The sequence below is a fragment of the Pseudomonas sp. GW821-FHT02C04 genome, assembly GCF_059421845.1.
This window is the reverse complement of sequence record NZ_JBWKVT010000001.1, coordinates 1,491,582-1,517,693: the sequence shown is the minus strand read 5'-3', so window position 1 is coordinate 1,517,693 and position 26,112 is coordinate 1,491,582. Positions and strand designations below refer to the sequence as shown.

The 26,112-nt window shown below is 54.5% G+C and carries 25 protein-coding genes and 4 pseudogenes; 17 read left to right on the top strand and 12 right to left on the bottom strand.

Annotated elements, in window-relative coordinates:
- Positions 1 to 223: 223 nt before the first annotated feature.
- The 3 genes from AC07VV_RS06840 to AC07VV_RS06830 all read right to left on the bottom strand — a co-directional run bounded on the left by AC07VV_RS06840 (position 224) and on the right by AC07VV_RS06830 (position 2,840).
- Positions 224 to 904 (bottom strand): SOS response-associated peptidase family protein, encoded by a 681-nt coding sequence (locus tag AC07VV_RS06840; RefSeq protein WP_495035757.1) that lies wholly within the window; start codon positions 902 to 904, stop codon positions 224 to 226.
- Between the two features lie 51 nt (positions 905 to 955).
- The gene (locus AC07VV_RS06835) at positions 956 to 1,795 is read right to left on the bottom strand and encodes an ABC transporter permease (protein ID WP_495035756.1); all 840 of its coding nucleotides are present in this window, start codon (positions 1,793 to 1,795) and stop codon (positions 956 to 958) included.
- A 61-nt stretch (positions 1,796 to 1,856) separates the two neighbouring features.
- A complete protein-coding gene (locus tag AC07VV_RS06830) occupies positions 1,857 to 2,840 on the bottom strand; it encodes an aliphatic sulfonate ABC transporter substrate-binding protein (RefSeq protein ID WP_495035755.1) in 984 nt (327 codons plus the stop codon).
- A gap of 294 nt (positions 2,841 to 3,134) precedes the next feature.
- Between AC07VV_RS06830 and AC07VV_RS06825 the strand changes: the two genes are divergently transcribed.
- From AC07VV_RS06825 to AC07VV_RS06815, 3 genes are all read left to right on the top strand, one after another.
- The gene (locus AC07VV_RS06825; protein WP_495035754.1) at positions 3,135 to 4,082 is read left to right on the top strand and encodes an ABC transporter substrate-binding protein; all 948 of its coding nucleotides are present in this window, start codon (positions 3,135 to 3,137) and stop codon (positions 4,080 to 4,082) included.
- Positions 4,083 to 4,215: 133 nt separating this feature from the next.
- The gene (locus AC07VV_RS06820) at positions 4,216 to 5,115 is read left to right on the top strand and encodes a polysaccharide deacetylase family protein (RefSeq protein ID WP_495035753.1); all 900 of its coding nucleotides are present in this window, start codon (positions 4,216 to 4,218) and stop codon (positions 5,113 to 5,115) included.
- A 123-nt stretch (positions 5,116 to 5,238) separates the two neighbouring features.
- Positions 5,239 to 5,481, top strand: coding sequence for a DUF1652 domain-containing protein (locus AC07VV_RS06815; RefSeq protein WP_096820123.1), 243 nt, complete (start codon positions 5,239 to 5,241; stop codon positions 5,479 to 5,481).
- A 1-nt stretch (position 5,482) separates the two neighbouring features.
- Here the strand turns inward: AC07VV_RS06815 and AC07VV_RS06810 are convergent, their stop codons facing one another.
- The gene (locus tag AC07VV_RS06810) at positions 5,483 to 5,845 is read right to left on the bottom strand and encodes an NUDIX hydrolase (protein ID WP_495035752.1); all 363 of its coding nucleotides are present in this window, start codon (positions 5,843 to 5,845) and stop codon (positions 5,483 to 5,485) included.
- A gap of 220 nt (positions 5,846 to 6,065) precedes the next feature.
- Here AC07VV_RS06810 and AC07VV_RS06805 point away from each other — a divergent pair, with 220 nt between their 5' ends.
- Complete coding sequence (locus AC07VV_RS06805) at positions 6,066 to 6,254, top strand: DUF2188 domain-containing protein (RefSeq protein WP_495035751.1); 189 nt, start codon at positions 6,066 to 6,068, stop codon at positions 6,252 to 6,254.
- Between the two features lie 52 nt (positions 6,255 to 6,306).
- Here AC07VV_RS06805 and AC07VV_RS06800 read toward each other — a convergent pair whose 3' ends face one another.
- The gene (locus AC07VV_RS06800) at positions 6,307 to 6,546 is read right to left on the bottom strand and encodes a hypothetical protein (RefSeq protein ID WP_065259780.1); all 240 of its coding nucleotides are present in this window, start codon (positions 6,544 to 6,546) and stop codon (positions 6,307 to 6,309) included.
- Positions 6,547 to 6,774: 228 nt separating this feature from the next.
- Between AC07VV_RS06800 and AC07VV_RS06795 the strand changes: the two genes are divergently transcribed.
- Positions 6,775 to 7,110, top strand: coding sequence for a hypothetical protein (locus AC07VV_RS06795; protein ID WP_495035750.1), 336 nt, complete (start codon positions 6,775 to 6,777; stop codon positions 7,108 to 7,110).
- Positions 7,111 to 7,189: 79 nt separating this feature from the next.
- On the opposite strand, the gene AC07VV_RS06790 is transcribed toward AC07VV_RS06795, so the two are convergent.
- Positions 7,190 to 7,738, bottom strand: a complete 549-nt coding sequence (locus AC07VV_RS06790; RefSeq protein WP_273538999.1) for an RrF2 family transcriptional regulator — start codon at positions 7,736 to 7,738, stop codon at positions 7,190 to 7,192.
- Between the two features lie 337 nt (positions 7,739 to 8,075).
- Here AC07VV_RS06790 and AC07VV_RS06785 point away from each other — a divergent pair, with 337 nt between their 5' ends.
- The 5 genes from AC07VV_RS06785 to AC07VV_RS06765 all read left to right on the top strand — a co-directional run bounded on the left by AC07VV_RS06785 (position 8,076) and on the right by AC07VV_RS06765 (position 14,027).
- Complete coding sequence (locus AC07VV_RS06785) at positions 8,076 to 9,281, top strand: NAD(P)/FAD-dependent oxidoreductase (protein ID WP_495035749.1); 1,206 nt, start codon at positions 8,076 to 8,078, stop codon at positions 9,279 to 9,281.
- A gap of 304 nt (positions 9,282 to 9,585) precedes the next feature.
- Positions 9,586 to 10,098 (top strand): formaldehyde-activating enzyme, encoded by a 513-nt coding sequence (fae, locus tag AC07VV_RS06780; protein ID WP_007950493.1) that lies wholly within the window; start codon positions 9,586 to 9,588, stop codon positions 10,096 to 10,098.
- A gap of 10 nt (positions 10,099 to 10,108) precedes the next feature.
- Entirely contained in the window at positions 10,109 to 11,143 is a 1,035-nt protein-coding gene (locus AC07VV_RS06775; protein WP_085731936.1) for an aldo/keto reductase, read from the top strand.
- Complete coding sequence (locus AC07VV_RS06770; RefSeq protein WP_495035748.1) at positions 11,140 to 12,573, top strand: NAD-dependent succinate-semialdehyde dehydrogenase; 1,434 nt, start codon at positions 11,140 to 11,142, stop codon at positions 12,571 to 12,573. The genes AC07VV_RS06775 and AC07VV_RS06770 overlap by 4 nt, the downstream gene beginning before the upstream one ends.
- Positions 12,574 to 12,662: 89 nt before the next feature.
- Complete coding sequence (locus AC07VV_RS06765; RefSeq protein ID WP_495035747.1) at positions 12,663 to 14,027, top strand: MFS transporter; 1,365 nt, start codon at positions 12,663 to 12,665, stop codon at positions 14,025 to 14,027.
- Positions 14,028 to 14,077: 50 nt separating this feature from the next.
- On the opposite strand, the pseudogene AC07VV_RS06760 reads toward AC07VV_RS06765, so the two are convergent.
- From AC07VV_RS06760 to AC07VV_RS06750, 3 genes and pseudogenes are all read right to left on the bottom strand, one after another.
- Positions 14,078 to 14,209: pseudogene (locus tag AC07VV_RS06760) on the bottom strand (IS5/IS1182 family transposase); the annotation flags it as partial.
- Positions 14,185 to 14,362: pseudogene (locus AC07VV_RS06755) on the bottom strand (IS5/IS1182 family transposase); the annotation flags it as partial. The pseudogenes AC07VV_RS06760 and AC07VV_RS06755, both read right to left, overlap by 25 nt.
- Positions 14,363 to 14,370: 8 nt before the next feature.
- Positions 14,371 to 16,101, bottom strand: coding sequence for an ABC-F family ATP-binding cassette domain-containing protein (locus AC07VV_RS06750; RefSeq protein WP_495035746.1), 1,731 nt, complete (start codon positions 16,099 to 16,101; stop codon positions 14,371 to 14,373).
- Positions 16,102 to 16,289: 188 nt separating this feature from the next.
- Here AC07VV_RS06750 and AC07VV_RS06745 point away from each other — a divergent pair.
- The 7 genes and pseudogenes from AC07VV_RS06745 to AC07VV_RS06715 all read left to right on the top strand — a co-directional run.
- Positions 16,290 to 16,785, top strand: a pseudogene (locus AC07VV_RS06745) (IS5 family transposase); the annotation flags it as partial.
- A 505-nt stretch (positions 16,786 to 17,290) separates the two neighbouring features.
- The gene (locus AC07VV_RS06740) at positions 17,291 to 17,437 is read left to right on the top strand and encodes a hypothetical protein (RefSeq protein WP_495035745.1); all 147 of its coding nucleotides are present in this window, start codon (positions 17,291 to 17,293) and stop codon (positions 17,435 to 17,437) included.
- Between the two features lie 91 nt (positions 17,438 to 17,528).
- The gene (locus AC07VV_RS06735) at positions 17,529 to 18,500 is read left to right on the top strand and encodes a cupin-like domain-containing protein (protein ID WP_495035744.1); all 972 of its coding nucleotides are present in this window, start codon (positions 17,529 to 17,531) and stop codon (positions 18,498 to 18,500) included.
- A gap of 180 nt (positions 18,501 to 18,680) precedes the next feature.
- Complete coding sequence (locus tag AC07VV_RS06730) at positions 18,681 to 19,907, top strand: hypothetical protein (RefSeq protein ID WP_495035743.1); 1,227 nt, start codon at positions 18,681 to 18,683, stop codon at positions 19,905 to 19,907.
- Between the two features lie 45 nt (positions 19,908 to 19,952).
- Positions 19,953 to 21,386, top strand: a complete 1,434-nt coding sequence (locus tag AC07VV_RS06725; protein ID WP_495035742.1) for an ATP-binding cassette domain-containing protein — start codon at positions 19,953 to 19,955, stop codon at positions 21,384 to 21,386.
- Positions 21,379 to 22,359 carry a HesA/MoeB/ThiF family protein gene (locus AC07VV_RS06720; RefSeq protein ID WP_495035741.1) on the top strand — a complete coding sequence of 327 codons (981 nt, stop codon included), beginning with the start codon at positions 21,379 to 21,381 and terminating at the stop codon, positions 22,357 to 22,359. The genes AC07VV_RS06725 and AC07VV_RS06720 overlap by 8 nt, the downstream gene beginning before the upstream one ends.
- Before the next feature lie 2 nt (positions 22,360 to 22,361).
- A complete protein-coding gene (locus tag AC07VV_RS06715; protein WP_495035740.1) occupies positions 22,362 to 23,633 on the top strand; it encodes an MFS transporter in 1,272 nt (423 codons plus the stop codon).
- Here the strand turns inward: AC07VV_RS06715 and AC07VV_RS06710 are convergent.
- The 3 genes and pseudogenes from AC07VV_RS06710 to AC07VV_RS06700 all read right to left on the bottom strand — a co-directional run.
- Positions 23,568 to 23,817: pseudogene (locus tag AC07VV_RS06710) on the bottom strand (IS5/IS1182 family transposase); the annotation flags it as partial. The gene AC07VV_RS06715 and the pseudogene AC07VV_RS06710 overlap by 66 nt on opposite strands.
- A gap of 70 nt (positions 23,818 to 23,887) precedes the next feature.
- Positions 23,888 to 24,793 carry a LysR substrate-binding domain-containing protein gene (locus AC07VV_RS06705; RefSeq protein ID WP_495035739.1) on the bottom strand — a complete coding sequence of 302 codons (906 nt, stop codon included), beginning with the start codon at positions 24,791 to 24,793 and terminating at the stop codon, positions 23,888 to 23,890.
- Positions 24,794 to 24,932: 139 nt separating this feature from the next.
- Positions 24,933 to 26,111 (bottom strand): hypothetical protein, encoded by a 1,179-nt coding sequence (locus AC07VV_RS06700; protein ID WP_495035738.1) that lies wholly within the window; start codon positions 26,109 to 26,111, stop codon positions 24,933 to 24,935.
- Position 26,112 lies beyond the last annotated feature (1 nt).

Genomic DNA, 26,112 nt, shown 5'->3' with positions numbered 1-26,112 from the left:
TATGCCAATAGGAAATGCGGCGCGCATGCTATCTGTAGTGTTACTAAATGTATGTATGACGATTGAAATGTCAGACAGGCGGTTGGTTTTAATCAAACGACTGATTCAATGAATGTTTCGAGATTGAAACACTGACTGTAACGAACGGTTTTCACTTGCACTGTGGCATCAATCTGATTCGCACCTTCCGACTATTTGATAGACGTGTCACCCCGGACAATATTTAGGTCACCACTTCAATCAATTCCGCGCCCTGATTGCGTGAGTTGCCGACAGCTTTGCCGACTTTGTGCCATTCGAAGGCCTCGCTGCCCAACCCTTCGAACAGCAACATTTGCTCAGCGCGCTCCACAGGCGTGGCGGGATCGAGCCATTCCCGCGCCCCCTCGGCGGACAATACGATGGGCCGGCGATCATGCAGATCGAGCAGGCCGCCTTCGCTGTCGGCGGTAATGATCACGAAACCGTCGTCTTCCCTCGATTGCGCATCGGGTGTCGGAAACTGGCCGATGGCGGCGCAGAAAACCGGTTGATGATCGACGCGATGGATCAGCCAGGGTTGACGGCTCTTGTCCGGCCCGTCGACCCACTCGAACCAGTTGTCGACCGGCACAATCAGGCGATGACGCCAGATCGCTCGAAAGAACGGACCGTGGACTACTTTCTCCACTCTCGCATTGATCGGCGCCGCGCGATCCTTGGCCCAGTGCGGCCGCCAGCCCCAGCGCAAGTTGTCGGCGTAAAGGCGTTGTTCATGTTGATGAAGAATAGCCAGCGCAGTGGTGGGCGCCGCGTTGTAGTGTGCCAGCGGTGCATCGCCGACGTGATTTATCAGCGCATCGGGAATGCTCAGCACTGCAACGAAATCGTGGATGCCGCGGTATTGCGAAAGTCTTCCGCACATCGGCCGAACCTCCGACGAACACTGCCTGAAGGTTCAGCTTAGTTGTGCGGATCAGTCCTTGCTGCCCTGACCGGTGAAGGTGTCGCGCCAGACCAGCCAGCGGCGTTCGAGGGCGGCGAGCAAGCCATCGCTGAGTTTGCCCAGCAGCGCCAATACGATAATTGCCGCCAACACGATGTCCGGGCGCGAGGTTTCACGCCCGTCACTCAACAGGTAACCCAGGCCTTTGGTTGCCGCGATCAGTTCGGCCGCCACCAGAAACATCCACGCCAGGCTCATGCCGCTGCGCAGCCCGGTGAACAGGCCGGGCAGGGCGGCGGGCAGCAGAATCCGGCGCACCAGTTGCAGTCGACTGAAGCCATAGATGTGGCCGACTTCCACCAGTTTGCGGTCGATATTGCGGATCGCCGCGACCACGTTGACGTACACCGGGAAGAACGCGCCGATAGCGATCAGGACGATTTTCGAGGTCTCGTCGATGCCCAGCCACAACAGCAACAGCGGTACCCACGCCAGGCTCGGTATCGAGCGCAGCGCGGCGAAGGTCGGTTCGAGATAAGCCTCGGCCTCCCGGCTGAGACCGACCCACGCGGCAAACACCAGCGCCAGACTTGCGCCGATGGCAAACCCGATCAGCACGCGGATCAGGCTGGCACCGATGTGTTTCCACAGTGCGCCTTCGGCCAGATCAGTCAGGGTCAGCGCGACTTCGCTCGGCGCAGGCATCTGATAGGACGGCAGCCAGCCGACGCGCACGATGATCTCCAGGGCGATCACGATCAGCAGCGGCAGGGCCAGCCCTTTGAGGCGCCGCCGCCAGAGCGGATTCAACGGCAGGGTTTGTCGGCGCGGCAGCGGCGCGGCCAGGCGGGCGGGCAGGTCATTGCTCATGGACGGTTCTCCGCTCACGACAAATCCGCGACGGGCGCGGACTTGTTGTGAGCCCGATTGGTTACTGGGCGGCGACTTGCTGGAAACCGGTGTCGATCAATTGATCGATCACCTGATCGACATTTACCCCACGGCGCACCAGTTCTTCGGAGACCAGAATCGGCGCCGCGGCTTTCGAGGCGAGCACGTCCTTGGCGGTGAGTTGCGGGCTGCTCAGGTCGGTGCGCGACAGTTGCAGCTTGGCCACATCCAGCGGCAGGCCGGATTCGCTGGCTAGCAGTCGGGCCAGTTCGTCCGGGTTTTTCACCGACCACTCGCGGGCCTGTTCGTAGGCCTTGATCACCGTTTCGATGGTTTGTGGGTGTTCCTTGGCGTATTGCTCGGTGACGCTGACCACGCCGTAGCTGTTGAAGTCGCGATTGCGATACAGCAGGCGTGAACCGGCCTGCACCTGGCTGGCGGCCATGTGCGGATCGAGGCCGGCCCAGGCGTCGACATCACCTTTCTCCAAAGCGGTGCGGCCGTCCGGGTGTTGCAGGTGCACGAGCTCCACGTCGTCCTTTTTCAGCCCGGCCTGTTGCAGGCTGCGCAGGGAGAACAGGTACGGATCGGTGCCTTTGGTGGCGGCGATTTTCTTGCCCTTGAGGTCGGCGACGGTCTGGTACGGCGAGTCTTTACGCACCACCAGCGCGGTCCACTCGGCGCGGCTGTAGACGTACACCGATTTGATCGGGCTGCCGTTGGCACGGCTCAGCACCGCCGCGAGGCTGGCTGATGACGCGAAGTCCACGCCACCGCTATTGAGGTATTCCAGCGAGCGGTTGCTGCCTTGGCTCAGCACCCAACTGACCTTGCTCTGGGGCAGGGCTTTTTCCAGATAACCCAAGTGCTTGAGCGCCAGGCTGACCGGCGAGTAATAGGCGTAGTCCAGATGCACTTCGGCGGGCGGGGTTTCCGCCGCGTGGGCGAGCGGTTGCAGGCTCAGGGCCACAGCGCAGGCCGCGAGCAGCGTTTTGACGCGGGAAAACGGTAAGCGGGATTTCATGGGCACGCTCCGGCAAAGCAACAGATTCTTATGTCCAAAAAGATATTTTTATCGAATGCTTCCTGCATGAATGGAATATTGCAGGCTCTGTGCCATGTGCCCAAAACCCTGTGTTTATGGGGTTTTGAGAGGGTTTGTGTGTTTTGAACTGTTGCAGGGAAAACACTGTGCCGCGCCACTGTTGCCAGACAAACAGCGCTCATCGACAGTGCTGAGCTTATGCGCTAATCGAATTTCAAATCCGATTTGTAAGAGCGTTATGGTCTATAAAAAATCCCCTTTGCAGGACTCGCCATGAAGCTCTCCCGTTTCCTACGCGCCGCGTTGACCAGCGCCATGATTACATCGCCTCTGACTTACGCAGCCGAACCTGTGGTCCTGCACGTCGGTGACCAGAATTACTACAACATCCGCGCCTCGGTGGAAGCATCCGGCGTGCTGAAGGACGCGCCTTACACCGTCGACTGGAAACACTTCCAGGCTGCGGCACCATTGGCCGAGGCATTGCAGACCGGCTCGCTGGACCTGGGCTTTCTCGGCGACTCGGGCTTTCTGTTCCTCGCCGCCAAACAGGCGCCGGTGAAACTGATCGGCGTGTCACGGCAGAACCCGGACACTATCGCGCTGCTGGTGCCCAAGGATTCGCCGGTAAAAACCATCGAGGATTTGAAAGGCAAGAAAGTCGCCTACTGGCCGGGCGCCTGGAGCCAGCAGTTGACCCTGCGAGCGCTGGAGCAGGGCGGCCTGCCGGAAAACTACGTCGACTTCGTCAAATTGATGCCGATCGACGCCGCGGCTGCTTTGCCTCAGGGCAGCATCGATGCCTTCCCGGTGTGGGAACCGTACATTTCCCAGCAGATCGTGTTTTCCGGTGCGCGACCGATTCTGACCGTGAAAAACCTGATGCCGGGTTTGAGCGCCATCGCGGCTTCCGCGCCATCCATCGATAGCAAGCGCGAGGCGATCGCCGACTTTCTCGGGCGCCTGAAACTGGCTCGGGCCTGGGTCGACAGCCACACCGACGAGTACGCGGATCTGTGGGCGAAGAAGGCCAATCTCGATCAGGAAGTGTCGCGGCACTGGTTGCGCCAGGCGCACATGACCGTCGGCCCGGTTGATCAGCAAGCCGCTGCCGACCTGCAAGGCACCGCGGATTTCCTGTTCAAGGTCAAGGCGCTGCCGGCTCCGCTGGTCACGGCAGGCATCATCGATACCTCGTTCCAGCAGGCACTGGCGCGCTGAGCGAGCGCCGGAACCAAACCCTGTTATCTTTATCCAACCTCGGCCCATTTCGGTGGGCCGCAGGGAGGCAGTAGCGGCGAGGGAGTTTTGCCAATCGACAACGTGACCGCGACGGTCGGGCTCAAGGCAAAACATGAAACACTGGTTCAAGCTCTTCTGCGCTGTGACCCTCATCACCGGGCTGGCCGGCTGCATTGCTGCTCCCATCGAAATGACCGCGCAAACCCGATCACGGCTGGATGCGCAGGCACCGGTCAGGTTTCTGCTGACCTTTGATGACGGCCCCAGTGCTTCGAGTTTCTACAACCCCACCGAAACCGTGCTCGACAGCCTGAAAGACAACCCGTTGCAGCCCAACATCAAAGCCGTGTTTTTCGTCCAGACTCGTGCGCCGAGGGCCGGCAACAGCGAGATCGGCCGGCGGATCATGCATCGCGAACACGATGAAGGGCACATTCTGGGTTTTCACACCGCCACCCACTGGCACACCAATCACCGATCGCTCGATCCGCAGGAACTCGAAACGTCACTGACCAACGGCACGGCGGACATCGCCGCGATCACCGGCGCGCCACCGGTGCTGTTGCGCCCGCCATTCTGGAATTACGACAAACGTACGTTCGCGGCCTATCAGTTACACGGCCTGCATGTATTGCTTACGGATCTGAGCGCCAATGACGGCAAGATCTGGGGCTTCAATGGCAGCCCCAGGCGCCGCGCCAACATGCTGCGTCAGCTGTCGGAGGTGCGCGAGCGGATCGCCCTCGGCGAACTGCCGACGGTGGACGGGGTGATCCCGGTGGTGGTGACGTTCCATGACCTCAACCGCTACACAGCGCGGCATGCCCGCGAGTATCTGCAGATCCTGCTCGACAGTGCCGCTGCCACAGGGGTGCATCTGGCCGATAAACCGTTCTACGACGATCACGCGCAACTGGAGAAAGCAGCGCTGGCGCGAACGGTTCAGAAAAGCTCGGATCCGGTGCGCCTGCCGGGGATCTGGAACTGGATCTGGGGCCGCGACGCCAACTGATCGGTATCGCGCGAAAGATGTGAAGCGGTTGGCATTTTCTGCGGCTGGGTGCTCGCGCAGGGTCGAAAAAGCTCATCTATGCTCAATCGATCGACCGATCCATCGCCTGCGAGGCGTCCGCCCATGCTTGCCATTGCCGACATTTGCCGCATCGTCGAATCCGGCTTTTCGCCCCTTTACTGTGACTGCACGGAAACGGGGCAGGGCTTGTTGCAGATCAAGGTTTACGAACCGGACAGCGGGCGTGTCGATTTGCTGCTCAACGGCGTGTCACCGGAGCATCTGGTCACCATTCGTGACATCTCCAACTTCATCGGTGAGTTGCGCACTGAAATGAGTGCCGGGCGCCGGGCGTTCGCCGGTTGACTCAGAGCCGGCGCTGAAAGGCGCGGACGATTTGCAGGGTCGCCTCACTGACACTCAGGTTCTGTACCGCGTTCAGCGGGTGCCAGATGCAATCGATGATCTCGTTCTGTGGCCGTACTTCATCAATATTTAGCACCGACGCCTCGTAGACATGGTGGCGCGTGCCGCCTGCCTCCAACTCCATCAGATACAGCATGCCATCGGCGAGCAGGCCGGTTTCTTCCTCAAGTTCACGCGTCGCGGCGTCGGCCCTGGTCTCCCCGAGTTCGACTTTGCCCCCCGGCAAATTCCAGCGGCATCGGGGTTTGCGCACCAGGAGAATGTGTCGATCCTGCTCGCAGATGATGGTTGCACGTACTTTCATTTGTTACCCGATTGCCGGTTGTCATAAATCGGTCATGAAAATGCAATATTCAAGCCGTGCCGTGGTTTAGACGCGCTCGTAATGTCTGAGTGGTCGAAAGGCGCAAAAGTGCCAGACACTTGACGCCGACGTGGGGCGACGTCTGGTCGGCACACGGCGTTGTACCCGGTGTAAGGTAAAAACGTGCAGTTGGACTATCGATAGTCGACAGGAGGTGCCTATGAGCATGGCGATACTGAACAGAATGCACATGAACGGCTACGACGTACTCAGTGTGAACAACGGCCCGTGGAGGGTCTGCACGCAGGGTGATCGACTGGCGTCTTTCGCCAGCCGGGAGGAGGCACTGGCGTATGCCGCTGCACTTCCGGGTTACAAGAGCCGCACGCGCGGCCGCAAGACAGGCTGAAGGCCTGCAATGAAAAAGCCCCGGGTTGTCCGGGGCTTTTTGTTGTGGTGTGTCAGTGGACTTTCGTTCGGCTGATGGCGCGGGCCTTCACTTCCCTGGCATAGAGTTGCAAACGTTCTTCATCGCTTTGCAGCACCTCGCAGGACCTGAGCACGGTTTGCGCATCCGCTTCGTTGCCGGATTTGCGCAACTGCTCGGCAATGCGCTTGAGGTCGACGGCCGACCATCTCAGATCCGACGCCACGCTTTGCAGGTCACGTTGAAGTTCGTGTTCGTATTCATTGAGCCGCATGATCACCTCCGGAGCATTCTCGGTAGAAAATAGTAGCCGCATTTTCCGGGAGCAGGGCAAGTGGTTCTGGTCAGTGAGCTGAACGGGCGTGAACAAGCTGCCGTTGGTCGGAGTAATAGTCTGCTGCGGCGCCGCAGAGCCCGGTTTTCGGGGTCAAAGCATTGCGCCACGATGGATGTTCGAACAGTTAAAAGGTAAATTCGCTTTTTTTAAAATGAAGGATTCAATATGCGGATGTTGATCGGGGGCCTGCTGATGGCAACGTTGGCCGGTTGTTCACTGCCGGCATCACTGGTGCCGGGCGAACCGAACTTCAGCAAGGTCAGTGGCAAGGCTCCCAAGGACTACGCCGCATGTGTGTTGCCGCTGTGGCAGCAGGATATTCCCAAGACCTCGCAGGTCGCGATTTCCAACGGTTACCGGATCAAGGCGCCGAGTATCGTCACCGCCGACGAGATTCTCGATATCGTCAAGTACAAGGACGGCAGCCGCGTGTCGCTGTACCAGGGGCCGCCGTGGGCCAAGTCCGGCTCGTTGCGCAAATCGGTGCGTGATTGCCTCTGAGGGCAGAACGGCCGAAATGAAAAAAGCAGAAACCGTGTGATCGGTTTCTGCTTTTTTTTCGCCTGCCTGCCGGAATGGCTCAGTCGGTGATGTCGGTGAGCGGGATGCCCGAGCCGCCGGTCTTCTTGTCGCGACGATCCTGCATCCAGTTTTCCACCTGACTGTTGAACTCTGCCGGTGCCTTGCGCCCGACCTTTCTGGCGATGTCGAGAATGGTCTGCTGGGCGAGGGCTTCTTCCATGCGCTTTTGCGCAACCATCATTGCCCCGTGGATCGAGCACGTTCCGTCCACGGCCCATTCCGGGGGTGAGCCGTCGAACAGCGCGCAGCGCCCACGGATGTCGCGGCATTCGAAAATGTTCTTCGGGCCGTCGATGGCGTTGACGATATCGAGCAGGGTGATCTCATCCGCCGGGCGCGCCAGCGTAAAGCCGCCGCGTACGCCGCCGGTCGCCACTACCAGTTTGCCCTTGGCCAGCTTGGTGAAGATCTTCGCCAGGTAATCCAGCGGCACCCCTTGCAAGTCCGCCAGGTCGCGCACGCTCGCTTCGCGACTGTCACCGCCGCTGCCCACCAGAAACGCCAGGCAATGGATGCCGTACTCGACGCCCGCACTGTAAAGCGACATAGCTATCTCCGACTGTAATTGTCGCAGATGTTAACAGGGTAATTCGTGGCGGACAAATGTGATGAGCGCGTGAATCTTTGCCTCCAAGCCCTTTGATTCTCGGTGTCTGGCGATTTTTATGGTTTTTGTGTCGTCAGAAGAGGCCCTGTTAGTTATCGATAATCTCGATTCGAATGATCGGATAATCTGACTTGTTGGATGTAACGGCGACCAATAGAGTCGCCGTTATCCGGTGAGCAGCGTTCAGCGCTTTCAGAAACCACAAGCGTGCCGACTCCCGATAAACGTGAATTCTTGATCCTCTTTCTACGACTTGGCTTCGGGCCTGGAGACAACAATGAAACAGCACATTCTGGTAATCGGCGCAGGTTTCGGTGGCATGTGGACGGCATTGAGCGCCACACGTCTGGTGGACATTCACAATCGGGACAACATCGATGTAACCGTACTGGCGCCGCAGGCGGAACTGCGCGTGCGTCCACGTTTCTATGAGCCGAATGCCCACACACTGGCCGCGCCGCTGGGCGATCTGTTCGACGCGGTGGGTGTCAACTTCATCAAGGGCGCCGCGAACAACATCGACGTGAACGCCAAAACCGTGGGCTACACCGATGCCAACGGCACCGCTCAGGTTTTCCACTACGACAAACTGGTACTGGCTTCCGGCAGTGGCCTGGCTCTGCCGGACACCCCTGGCGTAGCAGAACACGCCTTTGACGTTGACCAGATCGAGGCGGCGATTCGCCTGGAAAACCACCTCAAGTCGCTGGCCGATCAGCCTGCCAGCCCGGCGCGCAACACCGTGGTGGTCGCCGGCGGCGGTTTTACCGGCATCGAAACCGCAACCGAAATGCCGGCGCGTCTGCGGGAAGTGCTGGGCGAGCAGGCTGATGTACAGGTGATCATCGTCGACCGTGGGCAGAAAGTCGGTGCGGCCATGGGCGAGGCCATCAGCGTGTCGATTGCTGAAGCGAGCACGGAGTTGGGCGTTGAATGGCGACTGGGCGTGTCGGTGCTCTCGGTCGACGAAAACGGCGTGACCCTGTCGGACGGTCAGCGCATCGAGGCAAAAACCGTGGTCTGGACCACTGGCGTGCGCGCCAGCACCCTGACTGAGCAGATTCCTGCCGAGCGTGATCGCCAGGGTCGCCTGCATGTCGATGCACACCTGAAAGTCATCGGCCAGGACGACATCTTTGCCACGGGCGACGTGGCGTATGCGGCCACCGACGATATCGGCAACTTCGCCTTGATGACCTGCCAGCACGCGATTTCCCTCGGTCGTCACGCCGGCAACAACGTCGCGGCGCAGATTCTGGGTGTCGATCCGACGCCGTACAGCCAGCCGAAATACGTGACCTGCCTCGATCTCGGCGCCTGGGGCGCGGTGTACACCGAGGGTTGGGATCGTCAGGTGAAACTGGTGAAGGAGGAGGGCAAGTCGCTCAAGACCCAGATCAACACCCAGTGGATCTATCCACCGGCGGCTGACCGTGCCATCGCGCTGGCGGCTGCAGATCCGATGATTCCTGTCGTCGCGTAATCCGCGCAGTCTGAAAAATCCCGCTCCCGAGCGGGATTTTTTTCGCCCGCACTTTTTTACCTGCATCAAGGCTATGACTAAAAGTCATTGCCCCATGATTTTTAATGGTTACGGGTGCCCCGATACCCGGTGTTAAAAAATCGCAAACACAGCTCATCAATAACAACCAGAGAGCGTTTGCAGCCATGTCCCGATTCTCCCTCCGCGTCTCCCCACGTCCGTTATTGATCCCGTTGGCCATTCGGCCGGCGTGAGCTGTCGATCACCCCAAAAAATCCCTCTGCATCGCAAAGAGTAATGACTGATGAAAGAACTCGACCTGTACATCGGTGAAGGTTTCGAAGGCCCGGGCGTGAACGCCGCGCACATCAACATCCTGATCGGCCCGCGCAACGGCCCGGCGGGGCAGGCGTTCGCCAACAGCCTGGCATCGCCGAGCCAGGGCCATTGCCCGTTCATGGTGATCGCCCAGCCGAACATCCCCGTCAAGCCGATGACCCTGTACGTCAACAAGGCCGCCATCAGCAGCGATCTGCACGGCAACGCGACGTGGGGCGCTTCCCAGGCCGGCATCGCCAAGGCTGTGCTCGAAGCGTTGCTCGACGGCACGCTGCCGCCGGAAGCCGAAGACGAATGGGCGATCGTCACCGCCAACTGGGTCAACCCGGCCTGCGATGACCTCGATGCGGTCTACCTGAACAACTACAACGCCTGCCGCACCGCGATCCGCGCCGCCCTGACCGGCAAGCCGGAAACCGCGCAGCTCAAGGATGTGGTCAACCACATCAGCAACCCTTTCTACACGCCAAAAGCCTGAGGTCCGCGCCATGCAATACATCCGTTTGGGCAACTCCGGCCTGCAAGTCTCCCGCCTGTGCCTGGGCACCATGAACATGGGCACCCCGGACTGGAAACCGTGGATCTTCAATGAAAAACAAAGCGAACCGATCGTCGCCCACGCCCTGAACAACGGCGTGAACTTCATCGACCTGGCGGACTTCTATTCCGCCGGTGTCGGCGAGGAAGTGGTGGGACGCATCGTCAAGCGCCTGGCCCGTCGCGAAGACCTGGTGATCACCACCAAGGTCGGCTACGGCACCCGCAATGCAATCAATGCCAGCGGCCATTCGCGCAAGCACATCATGGACAGCATCGATGCCTCGCTGAAGCGTCTGGATATGGACTACGTCGATGTGTTCATGCTGCATTACTTCGATGTGAACACCCCGGTCGAAGAAACCATGGGCGCACTGAACGACATCGTGCGTTCCGGCAAGGCGCGTTACATCGGTGTCTCGACCATGCTCACCGGTCAACTGGCGAAAATCCTCATGGCCTGCGAGCGCAACGGTTGGGTCAAGCCGATCAACATGCAGCTGCAGCTGAACTGCGCCTACCGCGAAGAAGAGCGCGAGATGATTCCGTTCTGCCGCGATCAGGGCATCGGCGTGTCGGTGTTCAGCCCGCTGGCCCGTGGCCTGTTGACCGGTGATGTGCAATCGACCCGCAACCAGACCGACTTCTTCACCCAGCAGATGTACAGCGACGAAGCCTCGTTCGAGATCGCTCATTCGGTGCAGCGCGTGGCCCGTGCCCGTGGCGTGTCGAACGCGCAGATCGCCCAGGCCTGGGTCGCCAATCACCCGGGTGTGGATTGCATGCTGGTCGGCGCCGACACCACCGCACAGTTCGACAGCGCACTGGCCGCGCTGGAGACCAAACTCGATGCCGAAGAGCTTCACGAACTGGAGCGCAACTACACCCCGTGCGACGTGATCAACGATTACACCGCCGGCAAACGCATCCTGCGCACGGCCCGTCCGGGGCATGAACGCTTCACGTTGCAGGGAGCGGTGGCATGAGCGGGTTGATTCGTCAAGGCAACTTCATCGACGGTCAGTGGGGCCAGGGCGGCGCAACCTATCCGGTGCGCAACCCGGCCAATGGTGAGTTGATCACCGAGGTGCAGAAGGCCGGTGCCGAGGAAACCAATCTTGCCATTGAAGCCGCCAACCGCGCCTTGCCGGCGTGGCGCAAACTCACCGCCAAGGAGCGCAGTCAGCGCCTGAAGCGCTGGAGCGATCTAATGCTCGCCAACCAGCAGGAACTGGCGACCTTGCTCAGCCGCGAACAAGGCAAACCGTTGGCCGAGGCTAAAGGCGAGGTGGTCTACGCCGCGAGTTTTCTCGAGTGGTTCGGTGAGGAAGCCAAGCGTGCCTACGGCGATGTGATCCCGAGCCACAAGGCCGATGCGCGGATCATCGTGACCAAGGAAGCCATTGGCGTGGTCGCGGCCATCACCCCGTGGAACTTCCCGCTGGCGATGGTCACCCGCAAGGTCGGCCCGGCGCTGGCGGCGGGTTGCACGATGATTCTCAAACCGTCGGAAGAAACCCCGCTGTCGGCATTCGCTTTGGCGGTACTGGCCGAGCAGGCCGGGATTCCGGCGGGCGTGTTCAACATCGTCTCCGGCGATGCAGTGGCCATCGGCGGTGCGCTGCAAGCTTCAAGCGTGGTGCGCAAGCTGTCGTTCACCGGTTCCACCCGCACCGGCAAACTGCTGATGCGCCAGGCCGCCGACACACTGAAAAAGGTCTCGCTGGAACTGGGCGGCAACGCGCCGTTCATTGTCTTCGACGACGCCGACATCGATGCCGCCGTCAAAGGCGCGATGGCCTCGAAATTCCGCAACACCGGGCAGACCTGCGTGTGCGTCAACCGCTTCTTCATTCAGGACGGCGTCTACGAAGCCTTCACCGGCAAACTCGCCGAAGCCGTGGCGGCGATGCGCGTGGGCAGTGCGCTGGACGGTGACACCGAGCAAGGTCCGCTGATCAACGCCGCCGCACTGGCCAAGGTCGAAGCCCACGTCAGTGATGCGTTGGAGAGGGGCGCCACGCTGTTGTGCGGCGGTCGTCGTCATGCGCTGGGCGGCACGTTCTACGAGCCGACCATCCTCACCGAAGCCAACGGCGACATGCTGATCGCCCAGGACGAAACCTTCGGCCCGGTGGCGGCGTGCTTCCGCTTCAAGGACGAAGCCGAAGTGCTGGCGCGCGCCAACGACACGCCATTCGGTCTGTCGGCGTACTTCTACAGCCGCGACATCGGCCGCGTCTGGCGAATGGCCGAAGGGCTGGAGGCCGGGATGGTCGGCATCAACGAAGGGATCATCTCCACGGAGGTGGCGCCGTTCGGTGGCATCAAGGAATCGGGCCTTGGGCGTGAAGGTTCGAAGTACGGTCTGGATGACTATCTGGAGATCAAATACCTGTTGATGGGCGGTCTCTAGACCTCCCCGAACCTTGCGGGCGCTGACTCCCGCAAGGTTCCTCCAAGAGCTTTCCGTTTCTCCGTCAATAACAACAATTGGAGACGAATATGTCCGCTCAACCCGTAAAGATCGATGACTTGCCCATCGGGCGCTTCCACCTCAAGATCGCCGGCCTGACCTTCGGCGCGCACTTCACCGACGGCTACATCCTTGGCCTGATCGGCATCGCGTTCACCTTGCTCAGTCCACAGATGCAACTCGATGCATTCTGGCAGGGCCTGATCGGTGCGTCGGCGCTGATCGGGCTGTTTCTCGGCAGTCTGTTTTTCGGCTGGATCTCGGACAAGGTCGGTCGGCAGAAAATCTTCCTGGTCAGTTTCGTGCTGATCACTATCGCGTCGGTGATGCAGTTCTACGTTGAAACCGCCATGAGCCTGTTCCTGTGTCGGGTGCTGATCGGCATCGGCCTGGGTGGCGATTTCAGTGTCGGCCACGCGATGCTCGCCGAGTTTGCACCGAAGAAGCATCGCGGCGTGTTGCTGGGTTCGTTCAGCGTGATCTGGACCTTCGGCTACGTCGCGGCAACCTTTGTTGGCACCGCGATGCTCAGCCTCGGGGACGATGCCTGGCGCTGGATGCTGGCGTCGTCGGCGATCCCCGCCGCGTTGATTCTGATCGCGCGGATCGGTACGCCGGAATCACCGCGTTGGCTGGTCAATCAGGGCCGCGTGGCCGAGGCCCGTGCGATCGTCAAAAAACACCTGGGCGACAACGTCGAGCTGGACGAGACCCAATCCACGGAAACCCGCTCGGGCTACGCGGTGCTGTTCAGCCCCGAGTACCGTAAGCGCACGGCGTTCAACTGCCTGTTCTTCGTCTGCATCGTCATGCCGTACTTCGCCATCTACACTTTTCTGCCGTCGATCCTGCAGAAGATGGGCCTGGCCGAAGGCTTCGGCACTGAACTGATGCTCAACATGCTGCTGATCCTCGGCGCGTTGATCGGCATCTGGTGCACGATCAAATTCACCCGGCGCGGGTTCCTGATCAACTCGTTCATCATCCTCGCGGTGGCGTTGTTTCTGCTGGCGGTATTGCCGGGCAGCGCGGCGTGGCTGATGGTGCTGGTGTTCGGCTTGTTCACGCTGGTGTTGTCGGCGGTCAGCAACCTGGTGGGCGTGTTCCCGGCGGAGAGCTTCCCGACGGAGGTGCGGGCCAGCGGAATTGGTCTGGCGACGGCGGTGAGTCGTTTGGGTTCGGCGGTCAGTACGTTCCTGTTGCCGGTGAGTGTGGCGGGGATCGGGTTGAGCCCGACCATGGGGATTCTTGCGGCGATCCTGGCGATCGGTGCGTTGCTGTCGTGGGCTTGGGCGCCGGAGACCAAGTCGTTGACGTTGAGTCAGGCGTGCAAGGCGCAGAGTCCGGTGGAAGTCGGGGTAGGGGCGGTCGGGAAAGTCGCTACCCCCGTCTGATGAGTGCAGGTCAGGGGTTGCTGACAACCCCTAGGCTCTATTCGGAAATGTCATAAACACCGCATGTCAAAAGCCAGTGAGACCATCGCCGCATAACTTGTTGCGAGTTTGTCAAAGCGCGTAACGATGCGGCGGATCTCCTTCAGCCAGCCGAGCATTCGCTCGATGATGCTGGCAGCCCGTGGTGACCAAAGTTACGGTGATTGAAGCGAGCCTTGATCACCTGGAAGAGATGCTCGACGTGGCATGCGGTTGCGCCTTGGCGTATTCGGATTGCGCCTGACCCTGAACAGCTCGCTGCCTTTGTCCTGATGTTTAAAGCTGCTTGGCCGTGCTCCACGCTCTACCCTAAATCTAGCAGAGCGCCGAGCTGAGCAATCTTTTGCTGCCACTCGCGCTGTAACTCAGGCTTTTGGTGCTTGGCTTTACGCGCTAGATCCTCCTCTAGTTTACTTTCCAGATCCAACAGAGTCGCCAATAGGAGCTCTTCTGTTTCTGGCAATACAAACGATTGTTCACCCTGTAACGGCGCGGCTAATGTGGCGGGTACATGAGCATCTGCCAGATTGGCATACACTGGCGCTAGAGCGTGCCAGTCTTTCAGCCTATGTTTATCTATTAACCAGAAACGGTTACAGCTTTGCTCAATCAGTGTGCGGTCGTGAGAAACCAGCAATACAGCGCCGCTGAACATCTTCAGCGTTTCCGCCAGTTCCTCTTTGCCTTCCATATCCAGGTGGTTAGTCGGCTCATCAAGCAACAACAACGAATAGTTTGCCAGTGTGAGACCGATAAACAACAACCGTGAACGCTCGCCGCCGCTCAGGGTACTCACCTTTTGTTGATGGCGCAGGTAGGGGAAACCGGCACTAATTAGTGCCATTTTCCTCTGGTCCTCTGTAAGCGACGAAAAAGGGACAAGTGCTTCGTTTAAGGTGTCATCATCACGCAGCTGCTGCAGGTTCTGATCATAGTAACCGACGCGTACTTTAGGGTGGAACACCACCCCATCCTTCATTGTCTCTGGACAGCAGAAGGCTCGCCATAAGGTATGCAGGAGAGAAGATTTACCACAGCCATTGCGGCCGACCAGTGCAATCCGGTCACCGCATTTAACCCGGACTTCGTCCAGTTCGAACAGCACTGGCGCATCTAACGCAGGCCGAACCTGCAAATGAGATAGCTCTAACAAACGGTCGGCTGTTAACGCTTCACCATTAAGACGCAACTGCCACTGAGTACCGGCAGTGACCTGAGTCTGGTCATCCTTCATCCGGTCGACCTGTTTCTCCATTTGTTTAGCTTTGCGCGCCAGCTTCTCGCTATCGTAGACGCTGCCCCAGATTGCCAGCCGTTTAGCGCTTTTTGCAACTCGGTCAATCTCTTTTTGCTCGGCCTGACGGCGGTGGGCATCTGCTATATCTTTCTCTGCTAGAGCTTCACGCGCCTGCGTGCAGGGTAGTCGAATAAATTGCAGGGTCTTGTCGCGCAATACCCATGTGCAGTTGGTGACGTTATCTAAAAGGCTGCGGTCATGGGATACCAAGACAAAGCTGCCCCCCCATGTTTTCAGGAAGTGCTCAAGCCAAAGTAACGTGGGCAAGTCTAAATGGTTACTGGGTTCGTCCAACAACAATAAGTCCGGCTGTTGGATCAGTGCACGGGCCAGCAGAAGGCGCGTGTGCTGCCCTCCGCTGAGCGTTCCGGCAGTCAGTTTCCAAGTAGCTTCATCAAACCCCAAACTGGCCAGCAGCGCTTCGACCTGCCAGCGTTCGTATTGATGCAAACTGTCTGGAGCATGATTGATCACCGCCTCGAGGAGAGTGTAAGCGTTCAGGTCGGGGGGCAAATGCTGTTCAACCCGTGCCATCCGGCATTGGCTTGACAGGGTAATGGTGCCCGAAGTTGCAGTGAGTTCGCCGCTGAGGATTCTCAGCAGGGTACTTTTGCCACAACCGTTATGACCAATCAGGCCGATACGGTCACCTTTTTTAAGGCCGAAGGAAATATCGGCAAACAAAGGGCCAAAGGTATTATCGTGACTGATAGATTGTGAAGAAAGTAGGGTAGTCATTATCAGGTTTGCTCAAGTTTACAAACGTGGAAATAGAAATACCGAGCGTCAAAAATACTGACGATAGTCGATAATGAATCACTCCGGGTTTTCTAGGCTCTGTACGAAATCTTTTGAAAAACACACAGTGAACTCCCGAGAGCTGAGACTCCTTAGAGTTCGCAGCCATTGAAGAAAGGAATCCATTGATGGCAAAGCGGTATGAACTCTCCGATGCGGCCTGGGATCTGGTCGCTGATCTCTTTGTGGAAAAACGTCGGACCGGCCGACCTCGCGTAGCTGATCGGCTGATGCTCGACGGCGTGCTCTGGGTACTCTGCTCGGGGGCTGCGTGGCGCGATATGCCCGAGTGCTTTGGCCCATGGTCAACGGTCTATCAGCGGTTTCGAGATTGGCGAAATTGCGGGGCATTCAACCTGATGCTCAAGCGGCTTCACATCAGGTTGAACGAGCAAGGGTTGATCGATCTGGAAACCTGGATGATCGACTCCACGGCAGTACGGGCAACTCGACCCTCTACCGGTACTGAGAAAAAAGGGGTCTGAAGAACCGCAGGATCATGCGCTCGGGCGCAGCCGGGGCGGGTTGACGACGAAGATCCACATGCTGTGCGATGCCCTTGGCGCAACGCTGAATTCTCTACTGTCAGGTGTGCAAGCCAGCGACATCGCCTCTTTGCACCGACGATACTCTGCCAGCTCAACCTCATTGAGGATGGAGCCTTCCAGCACCCCACGAAAACCAAGTAACAACCACAGACCTTTCAGTTGCGGTTCAACTCCCAGTTGATCCATGTAATCCGACGCTCAGCCCCTGAATATCATGACGCAAATGGTGCCGCGCTCTTCCGCGCTTAGTTCGTGACGAGAAATGGCGCAGCACCGTATCGGAAAGGGCAGGCGCAGCACCAACTCTCTGCGGCTGCCATCTTTTTACCGCAACGGGCGAATTGCAGCAGCTATTTCTCCTATCTAGGATCGACTGACACATGCATTTACAAAGTGTGCATTTGCGCAATACTGGAATATGGTCTTTATTCAGCAAGGCGCTGACTAGTTCGGAAATTGCGCAGCTTCTCCCTCAGAAAATAGGGCCTCCTGCTTGATTTCTGACCGAAAATCAAAACTAATCAGTGGCTGCTTAATCTAAAACTGTTACTACCTCATCTTTTAACTAATGAGAATACAAAATGAAAAATGAAGAAGTGATCGAGTATGTATTGGAATCGGACAACCCTAATGCTTTTTCTGCCGCGAGCGAAAATGAAGATGTCTCTTTCTTCATGGATTTAGCAGATGATGAACTGATGCTTCAAGCCGTTTTCGGCCGCTGTTAATAGTTCGCTAGGACTATGATAAAAAAAGGTCATTCATTATGTTTGACCTTTTTTAAAAGCCAACACAATGTATTGAACAAGGATTGTTCCTTTGAAAAATAAAAATATAACTCTTCTTGAAAGCATTGATGCTAGTAATGCGGTTTTTTTCCAAAAAAATTACCTTATGAATGAAAGGCCAGTCATTCTAAAAGGAATGGCTAGTGATTGGCCTGCCATTAGGCGCTGGTCTGCCGATTTTTTCAAAAATACATATGGGCACATTAAAGTGCCTGTCTGTTATTACAAGACTAAACGACAAGAGCTTTATAAAGACCAAACTAAAATGCCTCTGGGGGAGTATATATGTTTAGCAGAAAAAAATAATCCTTTTGATAATGATGGCGAGTTACCCTATTTGGGTGGGTGGATATATCATAAAGAATTTCCTGAACTTCTAGATGATATAGACATGAAACTGCCTTGTTTTCCTGATAATTGGTTATACAAACTTCCACCTTCGATTTCAATACCGCCGACAAATTTGCTTATTGGCTATCAACATGTATCAAGCCCTCTCCATACAGATTCTTTTTTTGTTAATTCTGTGTTGACAGTGATTGTGGGTGAAAAAAAAGCTCGCTTGGTATCGCCCTCTCACACGTTTGCAGTTTCGAATGGACAAGATTTATTTAATCCTTGCGTTGCTAATGAAGTACTTAAGCACGGTGCCGATATTTTTGAAGGTGCAATATCGGCAGGTGATGCATTATATATTCCCCCTGGTTGGTGGCATAACGTAATCAACTGTGGATTTACTATTGCTGTTCAAAATTTACATGTGGACACCTATAGATTTCCACTTTTTGAACAACAAATGCGAGGATTCGTTCTACCCTTATTAAGTAAAATCGAAGACTTGGGAAGGGCGGCCAGGGAAGAATTATATAAAGCAGAAAAGACACTACCCCCACCCTTATCTCATAAGATCGGGGGGTTTGTTGAGCATGAAAAAAATTATATTGTGTTTCTTAAGAAGTCAGCAAAAAAATCTGAAGATTACCTAAGTGGTTATCATCAGTAGAGTTCTAGTGGTTAAGGGGCGGCAGATTAAAAATATCAAGATTGACAACGAATTAACCAAATAATCTTTTGCTCGCTGTTCTTGCGACAAATGTTATTCAGAGCCTCTTAAGCAACGCGCTCCACAAAAAAATAATACCCCCGACATTCCTGACAAACTGGCACTAAGCAAGGCGGCTGTGTGACGGACAAAAATAAATTAATCAGAATTGCTGTGGACGCGCCTCCTGGGTCATTAAAGTCTCCTCGAAACTATGGGGCGCTACAACTAGCGAGTTTGGGAGCGCTTCCTCCAAGAGCGCCATTATATACGCCACTCCCAAACGTGAGTATAGAAGGCGGCTGTGATATAAATACTAAAGATGAGGGGCATACCTATATCCTTTCTCCCAATGTTAATAGCAGTCGTCACCTGGGTAATATTTCAGGAAAAGACTATCTGAATGGGCTTAATCATCTCGCTAGCCACGATGTCATTGTCCGTCATCTAATCATGAGTAAAGCAACGTTAGGGTTAGCGCAAGATGGAAGTGCCATTATCAGGTTTCAGGAAAAAGTTCCAGCCTTTGAAGGATTGCTATCCTCTCCTGCTTGGATACCGTTTCGTACTAATAGATGGCCAGGGGCCCGACAAGTTTGTGAAATTGCCCCTAATAGATGGGAGGCTTTTTGCCCTCACGACAGCATCCCTCCTATTCTCATAGAAGTTGTTCGCAATCCTGAAGAGAATATCACTCTTTATGAAAAAGGAATTATTAATCAGACAGCAGACACCGCTACTCCATTTAACTCCATGCCTTCAGCAAATGGACAGCGTATCGTTAAGAAAACATCTCTTAGAGCTATTCTTGTTTTCTCAGGCGAGCTTATTGGAGATGACAAGAAATTACTTCGCAAAGAAATTAAAAATATTCTAGAAAACACCAACTGCGGAGAGCACGTAGGTTGGGCAAGAGCCTCCACACTATCTGATGATCCAGTGCCGCTAAGAAATTTAACACCTTTAGAATGGTCGCCGATAGCATCGAGAAATGGTCTTACTCTGGCTTTTTCCGATTATTATCCCAATGCAACAGTAGCTTGGTCTATTGCGACGACTCTTCATAAAAATGGTATATCGTGCACCCCCATTTCTGACAGCTATTCAGCGCCTAAAGTTAAAGCTGCTATGCGACTAATGATAGTTTCTGGACCAACTGATGATGCTTGGGGTAGATATGCATCATTAATATTGTGTCCGGCCTGGCGAAGTGAATCACAAGCACAGCAATTATATGTTAATACATTAAAGTCATCTGTATTTAGCAATGCGCATAGGCAACTGCTTGATGATTTATTGGATGAATTATGCCCGGGCGTGATAGTTGGTGCGATTCCAAGCATTTGCTTGAGTAATGTTGATTTTTAAAATTGCTATACCCATTGCAACTATGCAGCTAATGAGGGCGACGTTATGAATATGATACATGCAAAAGTGGATTTACATATTCCCCCGCTAAATGGTTCGAGCAAGGTTTGCGAAGATATAATTAGAACTTTTGGCCTGTCCGAAGACGGGTGGATGGAGCCGCTATCAAGGTTAGATATTCCTACAGGCGGAATTGTTATAATAACAGGGGAAAGTGGCGTTGGTAAAAGTTTGCTTTTAAAAGATATTTCTCGACATTTTTCAAGCGTTAGAGAAATACAAAGCGACATTGATAAAGAGAAATCTATCGCGGAAATTATATCGTGTGGAGATGCAGGTGAGGTCATCCGCTATCTTTCAAAATTTGGGTTGGGAGAACCACGTATATTGATTGGCCCATTTTCTCACCTATCTGATGGACAAAAAGAACGCTTTCTTATTGCGTTAGCCCTACTCCAGGGAACAGGGCCACTTATCCTTGACGAATTTACTACTCGTTTGGACAGGCGCACAGCTCTAATTGTTGCCATGAATTTAGGGAAAATCCTTCGCTCCAATAAGCAAAGCGCTTTTATTGCAAGTTGCCATGATGACATTGTCGACTTCTTGAATCCTGATATTCATATCAAACTTCTTTCTAATGGAGAGCATCGTGTTGTTAATAAAAAACCAAAAAACACGAATATATTAAATCGCCTGGAAATAGAAATTAAAAAAGGCACTTTGGACGATTATAAAAAACTTTCTCGCTATCATTATGAAAATGACAACCCGAATGACATTGATATGTTAGCGCCTTTAGTTGATCATGTTGTCACCGCTTACTCTAAAGGAGAGTTGGTGGGTGTTAATTTATGTATTCGCCCGTGGCCAAAAGCGTTTGACATATTTCCTGTGTTTTCAGACATTAATAAGTATGTATTGCAATCATTCCGGGTTATTGTACATCCACAGTATCGCGGCATTGGACTAACCAAGGCATTAGATGTCATTCCTAACGCCAATACAAAAATACTATTATCATGGTCTGCGTTTTCTTCATATTACTCTTTCCCTGTTCTTGCAAATTATCAACGGTTAAATAGCCCGTTTGAAACAATGAGCCACGCAGAGACCTTGCTTCAAGCATTCGTTGAGCCACGACAGAAAAATAAAAAAAAGTCACTTCACCTGAATGTGGAGTGCAGTCAACTCTGGCAAGAACTCACAGATGAAGAAAAGAAAATATTGAAGGCGCTGATTGTAGATGCAGCCAGTGAAAAAAGTTTGCGTCTGGCGCTCTTTCAAAGAAAAATATCTGGCTTGGATACCTCCGCTGAGTCGATTAGCTTTATTAAATCCATTTTTCTAAAACTTTACTCCAAGTCCAGCAATGAAGTCTTGCCCATGATGTTGGCTGAAACGGTTTATAGACCTATGGCTATGTTTGTTAAAAATATAGCTGATACGAATATAAAAGAGGACTCCCACCTTGCTTAAGAAAGAAAGTCTATGGGTGTTGCGTGGTGACGTCGTTGTTCTTAGTGATGGCAATCAACTTAAATTGATCACAGAGAATGGCATAAAAAGTATCAATTCCCCTAGTCCTGAGACTGCTAATCTACTTCATCTGTTGAGTACAGTGGGCGTAGCAGCAGAGTTTGGTAATGAACCAGAAGGAAGCCTTCTTCGAAAACTAAGAGATGCTAATCTCATTCATACTGCCCCGCCTTGTGGGATGACGCCGTTACAGACTATGCAGTGGTCGTGGAATGAGGCTGTTGCACCAAATCAAGAAATGAGCCAGATGCTAAAAAACTCATCAATAGTAGTTGTTGGATGCGGTGGTACAGGAGCTTTAGTCGCACAAAGTCTTGCCGGTTCGGGTGTGGGATCTTTTGTTTTAATTGATTTCGACACAGTGAGCATGAACAATCTTAATCGCCAATTTGTTTTTGGTTCAGACGATATTGGTCAATATAAAGCAGACATACTTGCTCAGCGATTAATGAAAAATCAAAAAGTAATCGATGCAACATCCGTTATAGCTGAGATAACGTCCAGCAGACAGTTGGCGAAGTTGGCGAAGGGTGCGGATTTAATAATCTGTTGCGCTGATGAGCCTAAAGGGGCTATTCAGAGTTACGTCGCTAACGCAGCAGTAAAAGCAGGCACATCGGCGTTGTTCGGTGCCGTTGGTATTAACAACGGTATCCTTGGGCCGCTTCTCAAAAAGAGATCTTCATTTCAGGCCTATTTACGCTGGATAAGAGAGGTGCGCAGCGTTTGTAAAAAAACAATTGTTCCTGCACGGTTTCCGTCCAATGGAATAACAAATTCGATTGTTGCCAACTTTATCGCGTGGGAAGCTTTTCAGTATTTGGCAAAATTGGGGCCTTCAAAAACAGATGCATGCACATTAAATTTAAATTTCAACTCTTTTGAATTTACAAAAAAACAGGTATTTGAATAAAAATGGGCGCATTAAGTAATTTCAAAAACAAAAATGATAATTTATATTATTCCTTGTCAATTTTTATGAACATGGATGTTCAGAGAAGTTTGTTCGTGCTTTACTTGCTGCAACTTGGTATTACACAGGGGGAGATAGGTGTTCTTCAATCTTTTTTATTCTTTTCTTCCGTAGCGTTGGAAATTCCATCTGGTTTGCTCGCAGATCGATATGGCCGCAAAGTTTCTCTTATGATCGGTTTCTTAGGGTTATGTATAAGTGGTATTGGTTTTTTGCTGTTTTCATCTTTTATTCCTTTCGCAATTATATTTTGCCTATTCGGCGCGAGTATCGCTATGGGCTCCGGTTCAGACAGGGCGTTATTGTATGATAACTTACTAGCTGAAAATCGAGCTGAAGAGTATCCTAAAATACTATCGCGTGCCCGTGCCATTGGAGCAGTATCATTAGGGTTGTCCATGCTGCTGGGTGGCGTATTGCAAGACACTTGGTCTTGGAATAGCGTATATATTTTCTTTGCGATATCAAAGCTTTTTGGCGCTATTGTTGTAACACTCATTCCCGAAATCAAGCTCCCGTCTATTTCACTGAGTACCAATAAAGCAAACGTTATGAGCGACAAAAAAACAGAGGGGATTTTCACTTTGTTAATTGGTTTTTTTCGCTCTAAAAAAGGCGCTCTTCTTATGCCTTTATTTATTGGATATGCTTTGTTCGAGCTTTCAACAATCCCTTTGTTTATCTATGGTCAGCCATTTTTTTCTATGCAGGGCTTGGAAGTTCCTGTCATTGCTGGTATTTATGCTGCCGTTGAAGCTATATCGGCGGGCATGTTCGTGGCTGCCGGCTTTATTTGTTCCAGGTTCTCTCTCGGCATCATTGCGTTCACTACTACTGTTATTGTTACTTTTCTTCTTTTTATTTTGTCATTGGACATCGGAACAATCGCTTCAGTTGTAATATTTCTACTAATTATGTCGCTCCCTGCCATCTATGAGACCTCATATGAAACCTATATTCATGATAATGTTGAGTCGCGCATCCGTGCATCTTGCCTCTCTGTTGCAAACTTAGTTAACTCCGTTATTATCGGCATTTCCTATACTGTTTTTGGTGGGCTATTGGATCTATACGGTTTCTCATTGACTTTGATTATAGTTGCAGCTACGTGTTTTGTTGGCTTATTTGGCGTAGGGACAACATTGCTGTTAGGTGGGCAAAAAATTCATTTGAAAAAACAAGAAGCTCAAACACCGCATGGCACAAGCCAGTAAGACCATCGCCGCTGAACTTGTTGCGAGTTTGTCGAAGCGCGTAAGGATACGGCGGTTTTCCTTCAGCCAGCCGAGCATTCGCTCGATGATGTTGCGCTGCCGATACTTGGGGCGGTCAAACATTCTGGGTGAACCCGGTTTGGGCTTGCAACTTCATGCTGCGCAGTGGGATTACCGGTTGCAGTATCGGAGAGTTCATACCGCTCTGCCATCAATGAATTCCTTTCTTCGATGGCTGCGAACTCTAAGGAATCTCAACTCTCGGGAGTCCACTGAGTGTTTTTCAAGGGATTTCGTACAGAATCAAGCCACTCGGTAAACAGCTTCACCTTCGACAACCCCTGCTTGTCATTCGCCACATCCAGCCAATACCCATAAGGGCCGATCACCTCAATCGGGGTGATCGGCAGCAGGCTGCCGTTGGCCAGTTCCTTTTCGATCATCTGTCGGTCGATTACCGCCAGGCCGCCGCCGGCCAGCGTGGTGTGGATCACCTGGTCCAGGGTGCTGAATTCCAGCCCTTGCCCGGCATCGATGTCATCCCGGCCCATGGCTGCCAGCCAGTTCTCCCAGACCTTCAAGCGCTTGCCGTCGTGCAGGATGTGCAGCAATGGAAATTCCCGCAGATCCGGCGGCTGATCGCCGTTGAACAGCTCCGGGCTGGCCACTGCGATGTGCCGTTCCATCACCAGCAATTGGCTGGCGCAGTGGGGCGCTGCCGCGAGGCCGAAGCGGATGTGGCAGTCGACTTCCGTGAGGCTGTCGTGGCCGATCTGGTTGGTCACGCTGAGGTTGATGTCCGGGTAGCGCTGACAGAACGCGCGCAGGTGCGGCGACAGCCAGCGTGTGGCCCATGTCGGCGGTGCGAGCACTTTCAAACGCTGGCGCAGATTCGGCACACGCACCGCTTGCAAGGCGCGCTCGATGTGGTCGAAGGCCTCGGCCAGATGCGGGGAAAGATTGCTGCCGGCTTCGGTCAGCGACAGCCCTTGAGGCGTGCGCACGAACAGCGCCACGCCGAGGTAGTCTTCAAGCTGTTTGATCTGGCGACTGACCGCGCCCTGGGTGACGTTCAGCCCGATGGCGGCCTGACTGAAACTGCGATGGCGGGCGACTTCTTCGAACACACGCAGGGTGTTGAGCGAGGGCAGTTGACGCATGGAGGCGGGACTCCGGATCGGGCGGTTTTTGTAGTTTTGGGGTGAGGGCTATCTGACTATCGGGGCGGCGCGGATGCAAGGTGAATTCGCAACGGGCAGGCAAAAAAAATCGCAGCCCTGGCTGCGATTTTTTCGAACGTCAGAAGTAATACCCGACGTTCACATATAACTGATTCTCCCACTGATCCAGCCCCCCCGCGCCAAGGCTCTGGGTGTAGCTGCTGCCTCCTATGTACGGATCGTTTTTGCCGAACAGCCATTCGGTCGCGACCCACAACTTGCTGACCGAGAACGAGGTGCCAAGGATCATCCGCTCGGAGGTTTTGAAGCCGCTGGCAGACTTGTCGAAGGCGCTGTAGTTGGCGTAGAGCTTGATCCCGCTGATCTGGTCAAACAAGTATTTGCCGCCCACGTCGTAACTCAGATCAGCCACGTACAGATTGCCGCGACTGGCGACGTTGTAAGTGCCGTCGTAGCCACCGAGGGTCACCACTTCATCGCTGCCAGGGTTGCGCGGCGACATCTGCTGCCGCGCCGCCTGCAACTGCACACCCCAGGGGCCGTTCTTGCCCATGTAGTGCACGGCCACGGCGTTGCGCCGGCCGTCATTGTTGGTGTCCTTGTTCTCGATGCTCGAGGTCAGGCCGGAGATCCCGACCTCGGATTTCCACGGCCCCAGATCCAGCGACCTGGCTACTCGCAGCACCACGGTGTTGCGTTCCTGGTTGTTGCTGCCGTCGGCCACGTAGCTGTCGGCTTCGGACACCACGCTCGAATACGTCACGCCTTTGCTGGTGCCTTTGCCTTGCCAGGCCGGACGCAGGTAGTAACCGGCCTGGATGTTCCAGTCGCCGCTTTGCTGGATGTATTTGGTGCCGATCTGTTGCACGTCTTCCAGGCCGATGACGTTGCCCAGGGTTTCGTAGAAAGTGCTGCCGAAGTACGGCTGCAAGCCGAACGGTACGGTGTTCAGGCCCACTTGCACTTGCTGGTCGGGATTGAACTTGTAGCCGACCCACGCGAACTTGGCGAAACGGATGTCGCCGTAGTTCTTGGTGTACTGGTACGGGTAGGAGCGACCGTAGAAGCGGTACTGCGCCTCACCGATCCACGAATCGGAGTTGTACTTGGCGCTGAGGAACACCGTGTCGAGGCCGAACTTCTGGATGTCGCGATCCGGGTCCACGTCCCAGCGGGCACGAATGGCGCCGCCAAGGTCGAGATTGTCGGTGACTTGGACCGCCATGGCCGGGGCGGCAAAGCTGCAGAACAGAGCGATTGAGGTTGTGCGCAGGCGCAAAGAGGCTGGGAAGGGCATG